Raw genomic sequence first — 18,245 nt, forward strand, 5'->3', positions numbered from 1 at the left:
TCTTTTTGTCCCAGATGATATTGACTCCGACACAAAAGATGAGGGCGGAGCTGATAAAGGAGAGATTGGCAAGGGCCTGGTCCGTCATCAAAGGTTCAATCAAGCGCGCCAAAAGAGTCACAGAGCCTTGAAAAATCAAGACAGGTACTGCCGAAAATCCTGCTCCCTTACCCAGACTTGCTGTCATGATAAATATGATGATAAAGTCCAGAATGCTCTTAATGGCGAGGAGGGTATAATCCCCCGTCAATCCGTCTTGGATAGAGCCGATAATGGCCATGGCACCGATACAGACCGTCAGGGATGCGGTTAGAAAAGCATCTAAAAACTGAGAGTCCTGACCGTTTCCTGACTTTTCTCGGAGCCAGATACCCAAACGCTCAAACCAACCTTCGATATGAAGGACTTCTCCTAAGAAAGTACCGAAAGCCAGACTGAGTACAAAGAGCATGGTGTTCTGGGTGACCAGTTGACCATTTTCCACTCTTAAAAGACCTGTCAGCGTGCCAGAAATCCCTAAAAATAGAATAGCAACACCGCTGGCCAAGGTTAGACCAGACTGATGCCGTTCTTTCAGTAAATGTCCAAACCAAGACCCTAGCAAACCTGCTAGGGCAATAGCCACCGTATTGATAATCGTACCTAAGGCAAACATATACTACCTCAGCAATTCCGTCGCGTAGCTAATGGCAGAAAGAGCATAAAGTGGAGCCGTCTCCGCTCGTAAGATACGAGGACCAAGACCTGTCTTGACCGCTCCTGATCCTTCAAATGCGGCTACTTCCTCAGGCGACACGCCACCTTCTGGACCGATGATAACAAGGACTGATTGGCCAGCTTCTAAGCCAGATAAGATTTTCACCAGGTTGGCTTGTTCACCCTCTTTTGCAGCCTCTTCGTAGGCTAAGATAATCTGGTCAAATCCTACCAGCTGAGCTAGGAAATCCGCTTTTTTCTCAAACAAGCGAACAGCTGGAATGCGATTGCGTTTGCTTTGCTCGGCTGCGCCTTGGGCGATTTTTTCTAACTTTTCTGCTTTTTTTGCCAGTTTTTTACCGTCCCATTTGACCACGGACCAGTCAGCTGGAAAGGCCCAGAGGGCTGCCATGCCTAATTCCGTTGCCTTTTGGGCGACAAATTCTAGCTTGTCTCCCTTGGGAAAGCCCATGGCAATGGTAACGGAAACGGGTAATTCAACATTGTCTGCCAGTTCTTCGATAATTTCAACAGATTGGCTCTGGCTGTCCACTACCCGTGCCAAGCGTTTGATGCCGTCATCAAAGACCAGGACAATCTGGTCATCTGCCTGCAAGCGCATGACAGAAAACATGTGCTTGGCAGTGTCCTTATCCTTAATTTGGAAAACGCCCTGCGGTGCTCTGCCATTGACAAAATACTGCTGCATCCTAGCCTCCAATCACACCTGAGCGGTCAGCGGTTTTCTTGAAGATACAGCAATTCCACTCACCCTGAATCATGTGGGTTTCGAGGAAGAAGCCAGCCGCCTCTGCAGATGCTCGCACCATGTCCCACTTGTCCGCGATGATGCCGCTCATAATCAGGTAGCCTTCGTCCTTGACCAGACGGTAGGCATCCTCCGTCAGATGGATGAGAATATCCGCCAAGATGTTGGCAACGATGACTTCTGCTTCAATGTCAACGCCACGAAGCAGGTCGCCTGCCGCGACATGGATGTTGCTGGTGTGGGCGTTGAGGTCAATGTTTTCCTGGGCCACACGCACCGCCACCTCATCCAAGTCATAAGCGTAAATCTCCTTAGCACCCAAGAGAGAACTTGCAATGGAGAGGACGCCTGAGCCTGTGCCAACGTCAATGACCGTTTCGCCACCACGCAGGACCTGAGAAAGAGCAAAAAGGCTCATCTTAGTCGTCGGGTGAGTTCCCGTACCGAAAGCCATGCCTGGGTCCAGGCGGATAATCTTCTCACCAGCAGTCGCCTCGTAGTCTGTCCAAGACGGTACAATGGTCAAATCATGGGTAATACGGGCTGGCGCATAGTATTTCTTCCAGTTGTCCGCCCAGTCTTCCTCTGCCAGTTCCTGACTTTCTAGGCTGATCTGACCCGTTTCCAAGCCAAAGCCTGTCAAATCCGCCAAGCGAGTCGCCAAGTCTGCTTTAACTTCCTCAATATCCACAGTATCAGGATAATAGGCCGTAATTGCAATCATATCCGACTGCTCCACCTCGGGATAGAGTTCACCAAAACGGTCCTCCTGTCCCACATAGTCAGCCGAGTCACTAATGGCCACCCCCTGACTGCCCGTTTCAATCATCAGATTTGAAACTGCTTCTTCTGCATCACGATGCACGTGAATCGTTAATTCTTGCCATGAGTTCATGTTTGTTTTCCTTTACTTTTTCTATGCGTCAATCACTGTATTATTGTACCGATTTCTAGCCCATTTTACAAGTTAATGTTACGCAATGGAGCCCTAATAATACTTTTTCGAAAATTTTCTAATCGCACTGCGAATAAACATGTGTAGGAAAGTTTGAGACGGTGGTTCCAAGTTTCTGAACGGAGGTGATGCCCATGGAAGTGGACAGCAAATCTGCTAGAAAGGCTAGCCCATGCCAGATGGTAAGCTAACTTACTCATCTGGCAACGACAAATCCTATAAGATTTGTCTAGGGCACGCACTAGCTCGAGTTTTGAAAAATATCGTTTCAAAACTCTCACGTCGGAGATCTCTGGATTTATATTTATCAAGTCTACTTGTTGAGATGCTGAGCTTGATAATCGTCATCATTTTAGCTATTCGAGATAAAAAATAACCGTCAGCAAACTTTGACACAGTTCTGACGGTTATTTAATCTAACGAACTGAACCACCGTTTAGCGGTCCTACTGGGCGTTGAGCTGGAACTCAGCGCCTTTTCTATTTTTATAATAGCAAAAGTTTCACCTGCAGTCAAGCAAGAGAGAAAACGGAATGTCAAATAGAATCTATTACCCTCAATTCTATACCCACTGCACCGTACTGTTCTAATTGTTCTCGTGAATAGTAAACTTCCATATCTTCTGGGTTCGCCTCTCTGATACTGCTTTGCGTATACCCACAAGACAATAAATCCAGTTCTTTGTATAACTGAGCAAAATTATCAAATATGTGAAGATCTAATACTTGCACCTCGATCGTTTGCATCTGATTTTCTGTACAATAAAAACGGATGCGATCTCCAATTTGTATATGCTTGCGCTTCTCGTCATAAAGTCGTAGCTCAATGGTCTTCTGACCAGACTTCATCATTTCAAAAGGCTTTGGAGCCAATAACATTTCATGAACCATCTCAATACCTCGGATATGGGTAGAACTCCCCCTCCACCAATTCTGCTCTGCCTTTTTCAAAAGCCTCGCCATCCCATGCAATCGCAAATTCTTGGGCTTCTGGGTCCGCCAAAAAGTCCATGAGGTCATCTAGGCCTTGGTCTGCGGTGTCCTTGAGAAAGCTTGCAAAATAGGTCAGAAACTCTGCTGAAAAGCCCTTCTTGGCGTCAAATGGCAGAGCGACCAGATAGTCTTCCTCGTCAAAGCGAGACTTGTCCTGGTTGTAGAAAAGGACGTACTCCTCCAGGAAAATATCCTCCGCAGAAGCATTGCCTTCGTCGTCCACCGTTTCAATCCCAGCCACATTTTGTGCTTCCAAGATAAAAGCCAACTCAACTGCGTGGTTTTTCTTGTCCCAGTTAAGCTCGTAATCATAAGTAAAATGTTTGTCCAGTGCCGCTTCCAGCACATCTAAAAAGCCATGTTTCGCCATTCTATTTCCTCTTTTCTATAAACTCCAATAAATTTATTTCTCGACCGTATTTGACGGAAGCCCGCTTGTCTTTCTCCAAAATAGACTTGGTTAAATCTAGTTGATTCACCGCTGCCAAGGCTACAGCATAGTGAATAACGTCAGCTAATTCTTCTGCCAGACGAGCAGAGCTGTCGTCTTCGCCATCCATCATCTTGCGGCCTGCACGCTGATTCAGTAGCTCTGCCACTTCACCAATTTCTTCCACTAATTTCATAAAGAGACTTTGCTCTGGAACTGTCGTCCCATAGTGGTCACGCAAGTATTCTTCCAAAACAGTCACCGTCAACTCCGCCATCTTCGTTTCTCTCCAAATCTTAAAATTGTAGTATAATGATTATACCATAAATGTACTGAAAGGAAGCCTATGCCAGCCAATCTCGCTCTTCGTATGCGGCCCAAATCCATTGATGAAGTGATCGGTCAGGAGCACCTGGTCGGTCCTGGAAAGATTATCCGTCGCATGATTGATGCCAATATGCTGTCGTCCATGATTCTCTACGGTCCGCCAGGGATTGGCAAGACCTCGATTGCGTCCGCAATTGCTGGCACGACCAAGTATGCCTTTCGGACCTTTAATGCCACGACCGACAACCAAAAACGCCTGCAGGAAATCGCTGAAGAGGCTAAGTTTTCTGGCGGTCTGGTTCTCCTGCTCGATGAAATCCACCGCCTCAACAAGACCAAGCAAGACTTCCTGCTTCCTCTCCTGGAAAACGGCAATATCATCATGATTGGAGCGACGACAGAAAATCCATTTTTCTCTATTTTGCCTGCCATTCGTAGTCGGGTACAGATTTTTGAATTGCAGCCTTTGCAAACCAGCCATATCCGACAAGCCTTGGAACTGGCTCTGACAGACAGCGAACATGGTTTTGACTTTCCTATTACCATTGAACCTCAGGCTCTAGACTTCCTAGCTAATGCTACCAACGGTGACCTTCGTGCCGCCTATAATTCACTAGAGCTGGCTGTGCTTTCGACCAAGGAAAGCGACGACGGTAGCCGCTACATTGACCTGGACGCAGTGGAAAATAGCCTGCAAAAGTCCTACATCAGCATGGACAAGAAGGGCGATGCCCACTACGACATTCTCTCAGCCCTGCAAAAATCCATTCGAGGCAGCGATGTCAATGCCAGCCTCCACTACGCCGCTCGTTTGATTGAGGCCGAAGACCTACCTAGCCTGGCTCGTCGCTTAACCGTTATTGCCTACGAAGACATAGGCTTGGCCAATCCAGAGGCTCAGATTCATACGGTGACTGCACTTGAAGCGGCCCAGAAAATCGGCTTTCCAGAGGCACGGATTTTGATTGCCAACGTGGTCGTTGATTTGGCTCTTTCTCCCAAGTCCAATTCTGCCTATCTGGCTATGGATGCAGCTATAGCTGATTTACGGAAAAACGGTCATCTGCCCATTCCAAATCACCTGCGGGACGGCCATTATGCTGGTAGTAAGGAGCTGGGAAATGCTATTGGCTACCAGTATCCGCATGCCTATCCTGAAAAATGGGTGGACCAACAATACCTGCCCGACAAGTTACTAAATGCGGACTACTTCACCGCCAACGACACCGGCAAATACGAGCGTGCCTTGGGCATGACCCAAGAAAAAATCAAGCATCTAAAACAAAACAAGAAAAAAAGTTGATACCGTTTTCATTTTTTGCCAATTTTCTCTTGATTTTTTTTTAAAATGTGGTAATATTAAATCATAAATAAGAACTGCTGTGGTATACGAATTCATACCTATGTGTTGACCGACTATTTTTGTATTACTAGGGAGACAAAGATCTTTTGGCAGTATGCAGGCTGGCACACCCAGAAGCAACTAAGTCAGAAACACGTCACCCACCTGCTTCTAGCGTGCGGGATCAATACAATCTTTGAATAACCGGTACCAATACAGCATTTTTATTTTTTACCTTCCTTAGCTCAGCTGGCAGAGCAGCGGACTCTTAATCCGTGGGTCGTAGGTTCGATCCCTACAGGGAGGATATTGGTTGATATGAGGAAAGTCTTGATTTATCAAGGCTTTTTCTCGTTTTTTGAGAGAATTGGTCAAAAAGAACCCTTTCACATTGTGAAGGGCTATTTTTTTAACTTATCCCACAGGACAACTCGTTTTTCCTGCAATGATTTCTGCACATCAATAATGCGTTGGTTGGAAGAGCCTCGGAACTGCAACATAAGATTGCGTTTGCTTTTGTCATAGCGACCATCTACGAGAATGTCCAACTGGCTAAGCAGTTCTAATTTGTCTGGCGTTTCCAGCATCAATTCTTCCCATGTGTAGCCTGTCCAGGACCAAATGTCCTTGTCTGGCAATTCATCCCGCACCCGCTTGACGAGGGGAAGGACGGTCCCTGTATTGAGAAAGGGCTCTCCGCCCAAGAGGGTCAGCCCCTGCACATAGGGCTGGGCCAGGTCTGCTAAGATGCGGTCTTCCAGCTCCTTGGTGTAGGGAATGCCGGCCTTGAAGGACCAGGTGGCGACATTGTAGCAGCCTGGACAGTGAAAGAGGCAGCCGCTGACATAGAGGGAACAGCGCACGCCTTCGCCGTCCACAAAGTTAAAGGCCTTGTAGTCCATAATCCGTCCCTGACTGAGTTCTTCACTCTTCCACTCACCTGGCTTGGGATTGTTCCAAGTCTGCTCTCGCATAGCTACCTCCTCTCTTATTCAATCCAGTATCTTTCTATTCCGTCTCGAATATCTTCCAAAACGCCACCACAAGCCACAATCGTGCGACGGCTGGCTTGATTGTCTGTCGAGCAGGTCACGAGGACTTTGGAAATATTTTTACTAACCGCCTCCTGCAAACCTAGTCGCAGCTGGTCCTTGGCATAGCCCTTTCCTCGCTCGGTTGGGCGAATGGAATAACCGATGTGACCGCCTTTATTGAGCAGGAAATCGTTGAGCCGTAGGCGTAGACTGAGAAAACCAAGGGCTCGACCTGTCTGGTCAAATGATACATACTGAATAGAGGGAACAAAACCTTCTGGCAGGTTGATGCCTGCCTCATAGTCTTGGTTTCTCAAAATCCAGCCTTCAAAGTCCACATCTTTGGAGATAAATCCTCCGTCCATAGCTGAGCCTGCTTTTTCAAATTCTGCCAGCATCTCCAAAATCGTTTCCTTATCCGCCACAGTTGGTCTTCTTAGTTCCATTCTAGTCTCCATATTGTCTCTTGAAAAATTCACTGATGATGTCTATATCCAGTCCCAAGTCCTGCACAATTTCTGCCTTGTGGAAATCGTCATAGTTGTCATTACCGCTCCAAACAAAGGAATTGGTCACAATCTGATAGACCCTATCTGGCTCGACAGCTCTGCCATTGACCAAAAGATCCTCACCGCCCGGGACAATGCCCCACATCTGAGGGTGGAGGCCTGTCTGTAGGTCGGAATCCCCTTTTTCTTATTACCATCCCGAATGTTCGCAATCAGTTGCGCCTTCTTTGGAAAATTCTCCATGTAGGAATGCATATCATTGGTATGGAGAATACTGATATCTGTATAGTCCATACTATTTTTTCTTATTTTTTGCTTGCTTGAGTAATTCCTGCAAACGCGCCTTCTTGTCCTGTTTCACATTAGAATTCTTCTCATGATAGCGTGTCACCAGGGCCTTCCCCTTATCGTCTAATTGATATTTTCCCATTGTTTTCTCCTCTTTTTTTATCTCTTATTTGTTTATAATAAACTTCCACAGCTAACTGGAACTGTGGAAGCTCTACATAGTCTGTTTATTACTTATAAGCTCGACCCATTCATGTGTTTCACACGCGCCGAAATTTCCTTGTGACGGCCTTTTACCATCGGACGGGCCTGTGGATTGCCTAGATAACCACAAGTTCGTTTAACAACATCCACCGACTTAGGATCGCTATTCCCGCAATTTGGACACTTGAAGCCACGCTCCGTCGGCTCAAAATCACCTTCAAAATCGCAAGCGTAACAATGGTCAATCGGAGTATTGGTTCCCAAGTAACCAACACGGTCATAAGCATAGTCCCAAACAGCTTCCAAGGCCTTTGGATTTTGTTGCAGCACAGGGTATTCACAGTAATGGATAAATCCACCACTAGCACCTACAGCAGGATAAATTTTCTCAAAGTCCAGTTTTTCAAACGGTGTTGGATTTTTGCGTACATCATAGTGGAAACTATTAGTGTAATACTCTTTATCCGTAATGTCCTTAACAATGCCAAATTTCTCTGTATCCATTCGGCAGAAGCGGTCTGTCAGGCTTTCAGATGGTGTCGAATAAACTGAGAAATGATAACCATATTCATCCGACCAATCTTCAACCAAGGCTTTCATTTTCTTGATAATATCCACCGTGAAATCTTTTGCCTCTGGGTTGGTCTCCCATTCGCCACCGTAAAATACTGTTGCGACTTCATACAAACCAATGTACCCCAAAGATACGGTTGCTCGACGATTTTTAAAGACTTCATCTACTGCGTCTGTCTTAGCCAAGCGTTTTCCGAATGCCCCATATTGATAGAGAATTGGAGCATTGGCCGGGGTTGCCTCTTTCACTCGTTCCACACGATAGATCAGGGCATCCTTGGCAATGGCCATACGTTCTGCAAAGATTTCCCAGAACTTATCCTTATCTCCAGCGGACTCCATGGCAATCCGTGGCAAATTGACGGTTACGACACCTAGGTTCATACGACCAGATGTCACATCCTGGCCATTTTCATCCTTCCAACCTTGAAGGAAAGAGCGACAGCCCATTGGTACCTTGAAGGAACCTGTCAACTCAACAATCTTATCATAAGAAAGCATATCTGGATACATACGCTTGGTCGCACATTCAATCGCCAATTGCTTGATGTCATAGTTTGGAGAATCTGGCTCCAAGTTCAAGCCACGCTTAACTGTGAAAATCAGCTTAGGAAAGATAGCTGTACGACCTTCTCTCCCTAGACCCTTGATACGAATGTTCAAAATCGCTTTTTGAATTTCTCTCTCAAACCATGATGTCCCTAACCCAAAACCGAGTGAGGTAAAGGGTGTTTGTCCATTGGAAGTAAAAAGGGTGTTGATTTCATACTCCAAAGATTGCATAGCGTCATAGATGTCTTTTTGCGTTTTAGCACGCGCATATTCTTCTTGCTTGTCTGCTAATACCCAATCCTTGGCGTCTTTCAAATGCTTTTGGTAGTTGAGCTCCGCATAGGGCGCCAAAACTTCATCGATACGGTCAGCTGAGCAACCACCATATTGACTAGAGGCCACATTGGCAATGATTTGTGAAATCTGAGCCGTAGCAGTTTGAATTGATTTTGGACTTTCTACATCCGCATTTCCTATCTTGAAGCCTTGTGCCAACATACCTTTGAAATCAATCAAACAACAGTTGGTCATTGGTGTATAAGGGCTGTAATCCAAATCATGATAATGGATGTCCCCTTTTTGATGAGCATTGGCCACATGAGCTGGCAATAATTTGAGACCGATAGACTTTCCGACAATACCTGCTGTCAGGTCCCGCTGGGTGTTGAAAACATCCGCATCTTTATTAGCGTTTTCATTGACCACAGACTGGTCCTTGCTCAGCAGCTTATGAATTTCAAAATTAATATCGGTAGCCTGATGACGGCGAAAATCACGGCGTGTTCGGTATTGAATATAAAGCTCCGCCAAATCATACAAATGGGCGTTTAACAATTCCTGTTCAACGACCGTTTGAATTTCGTAAATTTGAACATCTTTCTCAAATCGGCGACCAATTTCAGCCAAAACAGCTTCTAATACAATTTTTAAACCTGCCTCTGAAACAGGATGTTCTAATTCTTGGTTTGCCCGCCGAAGAGCAGAAAAAATCTTATCCTGGTCAAAGGATACTGTCCGTCCATCACGTTTCAAAACCAATAATTCTATACTCGGTAAGACATTTTCTTGCACATTCATCTGACAAACCTCCAAAATTCTTCACTTCTATTAGTGTAGCACTTCACAAAACAAAAATCAATATCTTGTGTAAAAAAATATAAAAATAGAAAAATTACACTAAATATAGACTTCGTTTCTGAAAAACAAATGAAAACAAGAGCCTATTCTGACTCTTGTTTTCTGGTCCATAAGAAGTACAAATTGATGGCACAGGCCACTAAAATCACAGCAGGCCAAAGCAAATTTAACAAAGGAAGTTTACCGACATTGTAGGCAATATAGAGAGTATTCCACACTACCCCCAAGCTATAGACAATCGTCAAAATAATTTTCATAAAACACTCCAACAAAATGATAGTGCTATTATACTACAAACGACCGTTTATGTCCTTGATTTGCCGCTCCATTTTCCGATAATTTAGGAAAAAGAGAGAAGCGTAGACCAAGATAAAGAGGAACCAAAAGAAGATAAGAGTCCCAAGTTTCACGGGAAACCAACCAGCCAAAATGCCCAGCGGTGTGAAGCCTAAAGCTGTGATACAAAAATGTGTCGCAGTCATTCGTAGAAGGCTCCAGTCCTGTTCAAAAATCTTGTCTGCCAGCTGGAACAAGAGACCGATTGCCGCCCAAATAACTACACAAATCATCATGACGGTTACTTGATTAAAGTTGCTCAGGTAGTAAGCCCCCATGGTTGAAAAGGGATTTAGAGGAAAATAGGTTCCCTGTCCGAAGACGGCTGATGTGATAATGGAGATAATAGTTCCGATGGTAATGCCTAAACTAGCTGATAAGACGTATTTTTTCATAATCCTAACCTTTCTTTGATAACTTTTAGATAGCGACGGGATGAGTAGGTGACCGACCCATTCTTCATGACCAGCTTGATCAGGCCGTTGGCAGTTAGTTTGAGGTGGTCCAGTTGCTTGATGTGAATGATTTCCGACTGGGAGATTTGTAAGAAGTTTGCCGGCAAGTCCTCCTTAACCTGATACAAGCGTAGGTTGGAAGTATAGGTAGTTTCTACTGTTTCCACCTGTAAAACCTTATCTTCCAAGTAGAGTCTGACAATCTCATCATGCTCCAAAAGATAAACCTGTTCCCCTTTTTTGACGGTTAGACTGGACCTCTGCTTATCCAAGTTTTGAATATAGGATACCAGATGAGTAACCTGCTCAGACATAGCTTGAGCTTCAATAGTTACTAAGTCTTCTACAATATCTGATGAAATAGCTAGTTTTACTTTCATATTCTCTCCTTTCTCTTTCTGCCCCTATTAAACACCATTTCTCGAGTGGTTTCAAGGACTTTTGGCTATGTGGTCGTTTTTCATCACTAAACGGCAAAAAAGCCAGAACGTTTGTCCTGACTTAGTCATTCTTTAGAAATGTTAGCCCCGTCACTATCTGCCAAGCTGTGATAGGATAGACGGTTAAGCGTTCATAAATGGCCATTACCACCACTTGATTTTCTGCGATTGCCGTCTGCAACAATCCTGCAGCGACAAAACCACACAATCCGAGAAAAATACTAATGGAGCGATAAACCATTTTTTGATCGGGCAGGAAAAGACCTGTCAACAGCAAGGTGCTATTGCCCATCATAAAGGACAGACGTGCCCCAAATCCATGCAAACCGTCCTGACCAGGTACACCACCTTGATAAAAACCGACTAGAAGGCTTCCAAAACCAAAAAGGATGACGATCAGCAGGATAAGGATTGCCAAAATTGGATGTCTTCGCCTTATCTTAGAGAAAATAAGCAGAGCATAAGAAAAGACAAAGCCAATCGCAGTTAGAATAAAGCCACTATTCATGACAATCGCCCAATTTGAAAAGTTTTCTGGCACACCAGCTACCTGCTGGCCATTGTATACCCCAAGAGCTGAAATAAACTGCCGACCATAGACATAGCTAAGCGGATAGCCCGTTCCAATGGCAGCGATTAATTCGGTTCCTAGGTAAATACTGGCATTTATTAGAAAGCCAACAGCTCCAAGTTTCTGTAAATTGGTTGTTCGCATCTTGCTCCCTTCTATGCCAGAGCCTGCTTAACAGCTCCAAGTAAACCATTGGTCGTTGCAGGGAAAGCAAAAATCATGCGATTTAGATCTGTTGCCGTCAGCTTTTGGTTAATAACCAAGGTCAGCAAATTAATCATCTCTCCTGCTTCATGCCCAATCAAGGCTGCACCCTTCAAGGTCTTGTCACTTCCTACAATCAGCGTAAAGTGAGCTTCTGTCTCCAACTTAGTTTGGAATTTTAATTGTTGTCCAAAGGGAATCTCTACAATCTTGTACTGTTCAGGATTCACCTTAGCCTCTGCAACCGTAACACCAACTTGAGCCAGACGTGGCAGCGTGAAAACGACATTTGGAACAACTGGATAGGCAATCGGAGCTGGATTGCCCAAAATATGCTCCGCAATGTAGCTAGACTCAAAGCTAGCAGTCGGTGTCAAGCGAGGAATCGTTTTAGAAACCACATCACCAGACGCGTAGATAGTAGGCTGGCTTGTCTGCATGAATTCATTCACCTTGATGCCAGTGCGATCAAAATCCACTCCAACCTCTTCTAAGCCTAGACCTTCTACATTTGAGACACGGCCTGTGGCATCAATAATGGTGTCTGTCTCGATTTCTAAGCCCTGAGCCGTTTTGACAAGAAGACCACTTGCTGTTTTTTCAGCTGAAACAACTGCCTGATTGAAATGGAAGCTAACACCATCGGCGGTCATTTTATCAACCACACTAGCTACCATTTGCTCAGGATAGGCTGCTAAAGCACGATCTGCAAACTCGATGATGTGAACTTCTGAGCCCAGTAGCGAAGCCATTGTCGCAAACTCTAGCGAAATAATCCCAGCACCGATAAAGACGATTCTTTCTGGCATATGGTCCATATCAAGAAAGGCACGGCTGTCTTGAAACCATTCATTCCCAGGGACATTTAGTCGAGCAGGGCGTTGACCTGTGCCAATCACGACAAATTCTGTGGTAATTTCCTTATCATCAACCATCACTGTGTGAAGATCTTTTAACTGCCCGTGTCCTTTTAAAAGATCAATTGACAGGCTGGCAAACATACCTTCTAGCATAGGAGAGTAGGTTGGAATCTCCTCTTTTTTATACGCCATCAATTTTTCCCAAGAAATTTCTCCTGTTTTGGCAATCCCTGCTTTTTCATACCGTGCCAATCCATCCATAAACTCAAAGGGACTTTCTAGTAAAAACTTGGCATTACAACCGTAGTTTGTGCAAGTTCCTGCTGTGATATCTTTTTCGACAATGGCTACTTTCTTGCCTGCTTTTGCTAAATCAACCGCGGCATGCCAGTTGGCATGTCCTGAACCGATAAAGGTAACATCGTATTGATACATCATTCTTCCTCCTAATTCATCAACTTCGAAACAACTGCTTGGCCTAGGGCACGAGCAGATTGGGGATTTTGACCTGTCAAGATGCGATCATCCTGGCGCACAACGGGGGAAAAGGCTGTTCCAATTTCAACTTTAGCCCCTTTTTCACGAAGAGCTGTCTCCGTTAAAAATGGTACCAAGTCTGCGGTGCCGTTTAATTCCTCTTCTTGATTGGTAAAGCCTGTAACGACTTTTCCTTCAATCAAGGGTTGACCAGCCTCATCTTTGATTGGCAATAGTCCTGCCACACCATGACAAACTGCTGTGACGAGACCTCCGTTTTGGTAAATCTGGCTTGCCAGCTCTGCTATTTCCACAGACTCTGGGAAATCCCACATGACCCCATGACCACCTGTATAGTAAATCAACTCATAGTCCGTCGCCTTAACCTCTTCTGGTCGTAAGGTCTGACCCAAGGCACGATTGCGAAAAGTCGCGTTTCTATAGTAAGTACGGTCCACATCATCCATCGTGGTCAAACTATGTGGGTCTAGGGGCACATAACCACCTTTTGGGCTGACAAAATCCGCTTCATAACCAACTTTGACCAACTCATCATAAAAGTGAGTCAGCTCGCTGAGCCATAAACCTGTCAACCGTTCATGCTCACCATATTGTTCTGTATTGGTTAGGACAATCAGTGCTTTTTTCATGCTTCCTCCCAATTTCAATCGCGTGCGATTGTTTTTGTTATGTGTCTAGTCTATCCCTATTCATTTGATTTGTCAAGGTAAAAGAATTTTGATAAGATATTTTTATCGTGCACGATTAGAAAGCGAGAAACCATGTCCGACTATCATTATTCAAAGCAGCTCTGCTATTCCTTCTACCAAGTCAACAAACTCTTTAATCAATTTTATCTGAAAAATCTCAAGGAATTTGACTTGACCTATACCCAATACCTCGTGCTTGTTGTCCTCTGGGAAAAAGCTCCACTGACACTCAAGGAACTCGGTGGAAAGCTAGATTTGGCCAGCAACACCTTGACGCCACTCCTAAAGCGGCTTGAGGAAAAGGGCTACATCCAGCGAAGCATTCCTCTGGGAGACAAACGACAACTCCTTGTCCAGCTCACCGAAGATGGTCAAAAACTCCAAGCCATTCTTGAAGATAAGCTACTTTCCTGCTTTCGCCAACTCGATGGCCTGACTATAGAAAAAAAACAATCGTACGTCAAGTACAATCAGGAACTCATCGAGAGTTTACAGAACTATTTGGACTAATATAGCTGGTTGAAGTAAAAACAGGACACATCTAAGTTTATCAATCTGAGAACTCTAAAGTTATTTTAGGAGTGGGTTATTGACACTATAACTTAAAGTTGTCATTTTCCTAATTCAAACTACTATATATCCCCTGCTTTTCTCCATGGAAGCAGTTTTTTTATTTGAAAAAAAGCCAGAACAAGAGTCCTGACTTAGTCTTTTATATCAACTTTTTTATGTGAGGAACCAAAAACCTCTGGGGCTTTACTCTTCAAAGTCATCTAGCCCATCGAAGGCTCCGCTTGCCTTCAACTGCTCCAAATCTTCTAAGGACAGACTGGCATCCGCCCTATCCACTGCCCGTGTAACTTCTTCATGGTAGCGACGAGCCATCTTCTCAATAAAATCACGAGGATAAGAGTAACGATTGGTCGCAACCCACTCTTCCAACCAAGCCGTTAGTTCCTCAAGAGACTTATCCTGTTGAAAGAGAAAATACTGCATGAGTTCGCTAGCCTGTTCATCATCCAAACCCAGATGATACACATACCAGCTAATCGGGGCAAATTGCGGATTTTGCCTTTCTAGTTCAGCATATATATCCAAAACCAATTGTTCCAATTGAAACAGTTTCGCACGCACGTCCTGATGATTTTGCATAGCCAGTCATATCCCATTCTTTACTTTTTTCTTTCATCAGTATAGCCTATGCACATCAAAAAAAACAAGATTTTTACAAAAAAGGATTCAAACGTTCGTTCTTTGCTCAAAAAAAGCCAGAACGTTTGTCCTGACTTTCATTGTCTTATAATTTTTTCTTCAACTCCGCCACTGCCATCATTACTTCCATGGGGGTCATATTGTAGATGTCTAGTTTTTCCAGTTCATCAAGGACTGGGTGAGAAGGGGTGTCTGCAAAGAGGTCGATTTGACCAGACGGTTCTGCCACCACTGATGGAGCTGGTTTTGCTGGTGCAGTAGGAGCTTGGTTTTCAAGCGTCTGCAAAATCCTATCCGCCCGCTGCAGTAGTTCCTCTGGCATTCCCGCAATCTTAGCCACATGAATCCCGTAGGACTTGTCAGCTGGACCTTGGGCAATCTTGTGGAGGAAGGTGACTTGGCCGTCCTTCTCCAAGGTCGATACATGGACATTCTCTAAGTGTTCCAAGGTCTGGCTAAGGTCTGTCAACTCATGGTAGTGGGTGGCAAAAAGAGTCTTGGCACCAATCTTGTCGTGGATGTACTCGATGATAGACTGGGCCAGAGCCATACCGTCATAGGTGGCTGTTCCCCGTCCCAACTCATCAAAGAGGATGAGCGACCGATCTGTCGCCAGACGGACTGCCTTATTGGCCTCCATCATCTCGACCATGAAGGTCGATTGACCACTAACTAGGTCGTCTGCCGCCCCAATTCGGGTGAAAATAGCATCAAAAATCGGTAATTCAGCCTGATCCGCAGGCACATAGGAACCCATCTGCGCCATGATGACGATAACCGCCAACTGCCGCATATAGGTAGACTTACCACTCATGTTTGGACCAGTAATCAGTTGCATATGCGTATCGGTATTCAAGTGAATAGAGTTGGGAATGTAGGTCTGCTTGCCCATGACCTTCTCCACCACCGCATGACGACCACGATCAATGGTCAGTTCTCTTTGATCTGTAAAGCGTGGACAAACCAAATGTTGCTGCTCCGCCACAACCGCAAAGGCCTGCAAAACATCGATGGTTGCAATAGTCCGAGCCAGCTTCTGCAAGCGACCGATATACTTCTCAACCTCTTGGCGAATCCGCATGAAAATCTCGTACTCCAAATTAGCAGACTTATCACGCGCCTCCAACATCTGCCCTTCGATCTTAGCCAACTCTTCCGTTCCATAGCGCTCCGAGTTTTTCAAGGTCGCCTTACGGAAAAAATGACTAGGCACATTGCCCAGATTGGAATTGGTCACATGGAAATAGTAACCGTCTTTTTTATTGTAATCAATCTTGAGATTGTTGATACCAGATGCTTCACGCTCCTTGGCCTCAATCTCCGCAATCCAGCCCGCCCCCTCACGCATAACCAGACGGTACTGGTCCAAGGTTTCATCAAAGCCCGTGCGAATGATATTGCCGTCTGTAATAGCCCCTTGGGCCTCTGGGTCAATAGCAGAGCTGATCAGAGCGTGCAGTTCTGGGATTGGGTCCAGACCAGCTACCAAGCTAGCCAGAACAGACGGGTCCATTTGTTGCAGGATATTTTTGATAGCAGGGACATTTCCCAAGGTTTGAGAAAGTTGCAAGAGGTCCTTGGGCATGGTCTTGCCAAAAGACACCCGACTGGCCAAGCGTTCGATGTCATAAACACCCTTCAAGGCCTCCACCAAGTCGCTCCGCTCAAAGAAATAATCCAGAAAAACCTGCACGACAGCCTGTCGGCTCTCAATCCGCTTGAGATCAATCAAGGGCCTGTCAATCCAAGCCCGCAAGAGCCGCATGCCCATGGCTGTCTTTGTTTCGTCTAGCAACCAGTACAAACTGCCATGCTTCTTACCTGTCCGACCGTTTTCAAGCAGGTCCAGACTAGACTTGGTGGCATAGTCCATTTGCAGATAGTCCTTAATTTCATAGTGGACCACCTTCTGCAAATGACTCAAGTCCCGCATCTGTGTCCGGTGTAGGTAGCTGAGGAGTTTGCCCGCCGCAGCCTTTTCCAAGTCTGTCAGCGAATTATCAATCAGCTGAACATCCTCTATCACCTCATCTTCAAAAGACAGCAACAGGTTCATCTGGTTAGAAAAGACCTGCTCTTCTTCCTCCGACAGCGCATAGCCAATGACCAATTCCCGTGCTCGCAGGTTGCGAATCTCACCGCAAAGACTGGTAAAATCGTCTAGGCTAGTCACGAAAAACTGGCCTGTTGACACATCCATGTATGAAAGAGCAAATTGTACGCCCTGACGGTCAATGGTGACCAGGTAGTTGCTGTCAGCTCCCATTTTGGTGGAATCCATGACTGTACCCGGTGTGATGACCTGCACCACTTCCCGCTTAACCACACCGACTGCCTGCTTAGGATCCTCCATCTGCTCGGCAATCGCCACCTTGTGCCCCAGCTCAACTAATGTATCAATGTACTGCTGGGCCGCATGATAGGGAACACCAGCCATAGGAATGGGATTTTCCGCATTTTTATTCCGACTGGTCAAGGACAATTCCAAAATCTGTGCAGCCTCTACTGCATCTTCATAAAATAATTCGTAAAAGTCACCCATGCGAAACAGCAAAAAAGCATCTGGATAGTTTGCTTTGATATCCAGATACTGCTGCATGCCTGGAGAAATTTTATCTGTTGCCATTCTTTCTCTCAATTCTAATTCAAGTAATAATTTATTTCAGCCTCAACCTGTTTGGCGGCCTCTTCATCTCGACATATAACCAATAAGGTATCTGCGCCTGCCAAGGTTCCTAAAATCGACTTTGGCTTTTCAGCATCGATAATATTGGCCATCAAGGCTGCCTCACCGAGTTCCGAATGGAGAACTAGGATGAAACTAGCCCTGTCGACTTTATATGCATATTGTGCCAATAGTTGGATAAAGTTAACTCCGTCTTCCTCCACTGCCAAAGAATAAAAGGAATGCCCATTTTCATGAATTTTTATCACGCCTAATTCACGCAAGTCCCGTGACAATGTGGTCTGGGTCACCACTACTCCTTGAGCCTCCAATGCCTGCTGAATATCTGTTTGACGTCCAATCTTTTCCTGACGAATCATGGCCCGAATCAAATCATGTCGTCCTGTTTTATTCATCATTTTACCTCAGAATGTATATTTATAGAAATATTATAACACTTTTCCCCGCTATTAGCCTAGAAATGTGATAAAATAGAATCAATAACGT

The 18,245-nt window shown here is 45.1% G+C and carries 23 protein-coding genes, 1 tRNA gene and 1 other RNA gene; 5 read left to right on the forward strand and 20 right to left on the reverse strand.

Features of this window, described 5'->3' with window-relative positions; all coding sequences use genetic code 11:
• From F9856_RS04635 to prmA, 3 genes are all read right to left on the reverse strand, one after another.
• Positions 1-655, reverse strand: a 655-nt coding sequence (locus F9856_RS04635) for a DUF554 domain-containing protein (protein ID WP_202105908.1), incomplete at its 3' end; no start/stop codon positions are given.
• A gap of 3 nt (positions 656-658) precedes the next feature.
• Positions 659-1,405 carry a 16S rRNA (uracil(1498)-N(3))-methyltransferase gene (locus F9856_RS04640; RefSeq protein ID WP_202105909.1) on the reverse strand — a complete coding sequence of 249 codons (747 nt, stop codon included), beginning with the start codon at positions 1,403-1,405 and terminating at the stop codon, positions 659-661.
• A gap of 1 nt (position 1,406) precedes the next feature.
• On the reverse strand, positions 1,407-2,360 hold the full coding sequence (gene prmA / locus F9856_RS04645) for a 50S ribosomal protein L11 methyltransferase (protein ID WP_202105910.1): 954 nt from the start codon (positions 2,358-2,360) through the stop codon (positions 1,407-1,409).
• Between the two features lie 232 nt (positions 2,361-2,592).
• Between prmA and F9856_RS04650 the strand changes: the two genes are divergently transcribed.
• Positions 2,593-2,796, forward strand: coding sequence for a hypothetical protein (locus tag F9856_RS04650; RefSeq protein WP_079268172.1), 204 nt, complete (start codon positions 2,593-2,595; stop codon positions 2,794-2,796).
• Positions 2,797-2,956: 160 nt separating this feature from the next.
• Here F9856_RS04650 and F9856_RS04655 read toward each other — a convergent pair whose 3' ends face one another.
• The 3 genes from F9856_RS04655 to F9856_RS04665 are packed head-to-tail and all read right to left on the reverse strand — an operon-like array spanning position 2,957 to position 4,119.
• The gene (locus F9856_RS04655) at positions 2,957-3,310 is read right to left on the reverse strand and encodes an ASCH domain-containing protein (protein ID WP_202105911.1); all 354 of its coding nucleotides are present in this window, start codon (positions 3,308-3,310) and stop codon (positions 2,957-2,959) included.
• A gap of 1 nt (position 3,311) precedes the next feature.
• Positions 3,312-3,782 (reverse strand): DUF3013 family protein, encoded by a 471-nt coding sequence (locus tag F9856_RS04660; protein ID WP_202105912.1) that lies wholly within the window; start codon positions 3,780-3,782, stop codon positions 3,312-3,314.
• A gap of 1 nt (position 3,783) precedes the next feature.
• The gene (locus F9856_RS04665; protein ID WP_202105913.1) at positions 3,784-4,119 is read right to left on the reverse strand and encodes a MazG nucleotide pyrophosphohydrolase domain-containing protein; all 336 of its coding nucleotides are present in this window, start codon (positions 4,117-4,119) and stop codon (positions 3,784-3,786) included.
• 69 nt (positions 4,120-4,188) lie between these two features.
• Here F9856_RS04665 and F9856_RS04670 point away from each other — a divergent pair, with 69 nt between their 5' ends.
• The 3 genes from F9856_RS04670 (at position 4,189) to F9856_RS04680 (ending at position 5,818) form a co-directional block, all read left to right on the forward strand.
• Positions 4,189-5,472: a replication-associated recombination protein A gene (locus F9856_RS04670; protein ID WP_202105914.1), complete on the forward strand. Its 1,284-nt coding sequence runs from the start codon at positions 4,189-4,191 to the stop codon at positions 5,470-5,472.
• 71 nt (positions 5,473-5,543) lie between these two features.
• A non-coding RNA gene (gene ssrS / locus F9856_RS04675) (6S RNA) lies at positions 5,544-5,737 on the forward strand.
• An 8-nt stretch (positions 5,738-5,745) separates the two neighbouring features.
• Positions 5,746-5,818, forward strand: a tRNA-Lys gene (locus F9856_RS04680).
• A 94-nt stretch (positions 5,819-5,912) separates the two neighbouring features.
• On the opposite strand, the gene nrdG is transcribed toward F9856_RS04680, so the two are convergent.
• The 11 genes from nrdG to F9856_RS04730 form a co-directional block, all read right to left on the reverse strand.
• Entirely contained in the window at positions 5,913-6,485 is a 573-nt protein-coding gene (gene nrdG / locus F9856_RS04685) for an anaerobic ribonucleoside-triphosphate reductase activating protein (RefSeq protein ID WP_053864633.1), read from the reverse strand.
• Positions 6,486-6,499: 14 nt separating this feature from the next.
• Positions 6,500-6,991, reverse strand: a complete 492-nt coding sequence (locus F9856_RS04690; protein ID WP_053864632.1) for a GNAT family N-acetyltransferase — start codon at positions 6,989-6,991, stop codon at positions 6,500-6,502.
• A gap of 1 nt (position 6,992) precedes the next feature.
• Positions 6,993-7,199, reverse strand: a complete 207-nt coding sequence (locus F9856_RS04695) for a 5'-nucleotidase C-terminal domain-containing protein (protein WP_024377587.1) — start codon at positions 7,197-7,199, stop codon at positions 6,993-6,995.
• Positions 7,200-7,349: 150 nt separating this feature from the next.
• On the reverse strand, positions 7,350-7,484 hold the full coding sequence (locus tag F9856_RS12285) for a hypothetical protein (RefSeq protein ID WP_032497857.1): 135 nt from the start codon (positions 7,482-7,484) through the stop codon (positions 7,350-7,352).
• A 92-nt stretch (positions 7,485-7,576) separates the two neighbouring features.
• Positions 7,577-9,748, reverse strand: coding sequence for an anaerobic ribonucleoside-triphosphate reductase (gene nrdD / locus F9856_RS04700; RefSeq protein ID WP_202105915.1), 2,172 nt, complete (start codon positions 9,746-9,748; stop codon positions 7,577-7,579).
• Between the two features lie 143 nt (positions 9,749-9,891).
• On the reverse strand, positions 9,892-10,065 hold the full coding sequence (locus F9856_RS04705) for a hypothetical protein (RefSeq protein ID WP_002941962.1): 174 nt from the start codon (positions 10,063-10,065) through the stop codon (positions 9,892-9,894).
• A 33-nt stretch (positions 10,066-10,098) separates the two neighbouring features.
• Entirely contained in the window at positions 10,099-10,539 is a 441-nt protein-coding gene (locus F9856_RS04710; RefSeq protein ID WP_202105916.1) for a DUF3021 domain-containing protein, read from the reverse strand.
• Positions 10,536-10,979, reverse strand: a complete 444-nt coding sequence (locus F9856_RS04715) for a LytTR family DNA-binding domain-containing protein (protein WP_202105917.1) — start codon at positions 10,977-10,979, stop codon at positions 10,536-10,538. Before F9856_RS04715 ends, F9856_RS04710 begins: the two co-directional genes overlap by 4 nt.
• A 121-nt stretch (positions 10,980-11,100) precedes the next feature.
• On the reverse strand, positions 11,101-11,754 hold the full coding sequence (locus tag F9856_RS04720; protein ID WP_100881820.1) for a DUF998 domain-containing protein: 654 nt from the start codon (positions 11,752-11,754) through the stop codon (positions 11,101-11,103).
• An 11-nt stretch (positions 11,755-11,765) separates the two neighbouring features.
• Positions 11,766-13,109: a dihydrolipoyl dehydrogenase family protein gene (locus F9856_RS04725; RefSeq protein ID WP_202105942.1), complete on the reverse strand. Its 1,344-nt coding sequence runs from the start codon at positions 13,107-13,109 to the stop codon at positions 11,766-11,768.
• Between the two features lie 11 nt (positions 13,110-13,120).
• Positions 13,121-13,801, reverse strand: a complete 681-nt coding sequence (locus F9856_RS04730) for a type 1 glutamine amidotransferase domain-containing protein (protein WP_202105918.1) — start codon at positions 13,799-13,801, stop codon at positions 13,121-13,123.
• A gap of 132 nt (positions 13,802-13,933) precedes the next feature.
• Here F9856_RS04730 and F9856_RS04735 point away from each other — a divergent pair, with 132 nt between their 5' ends.
• On the forward strand, positions 13,934-14,371 hold the full coding sequence (locus F9856_RS04735) for a MarR family winged helix-turn-helix transcriptional regulator (protein ID WP_202105919.1): 438 nt from the start codon (positions 13,934-13,936) through the stop codon (positions 14,369-14,371).
• Between the two features lie 246 nt (positions 14,372-14,617).
• Here F9856_RS04735 and F9856_RS04740 read toward each other — a convergent pair whose 3' ends face one another.
• From F9856_RS04740 to argR, 3 genes are all read right to left on the reverse strand, one after another.
• A complete protein-coding gene (locus F9856_RS04740; protein WP_100881824.1) occupies positions 14,618-15,013 on the reverse strand; it encodes a hypothetical protein in 396 nt (131 codons plus the stop codon).
• A gap of 145 nt (positions 15,014-15,158) precedes the next feature.
• Positions 15,159-17,699, reverse strand: a complete 2,541-nt coding sequence (gene mutS / locus F9856_RS04745) for a DNA mismatch repair protein MutS (RefSeq protein WP_202105920.1) — start codon at positions 17,697-17,699, stop codon at positions 15,159-15,161.
• 14 nt (positions 17,700-17,713) lie between these two features.
• Positions 17,714-18,154 carry an arginine repressor gene (gene argR, locus F9856_RS04750; RefSeq protein ID WP_202105943.1) on the reverse strand — a complete coding sequence of 147 codons (441 nt, stop codon included), beginning with the start codon at positions 18,152-18,154 and terminating at the stop codon, positions 17,714-17,716.
• Between the last annotated feature and the right edge of the window lie 91 nt (positions 18,155-18,245).

Origin of the sequence: Streptococcus suis (genome assembly GCF_016743335.1) — a bacterium.
Classification (GTDB): Bacteria; Bacillota; Bacilli; order Lactobacillales; family Streptococcaceae; genus Streptococcus; species Streptococcus suis_Y.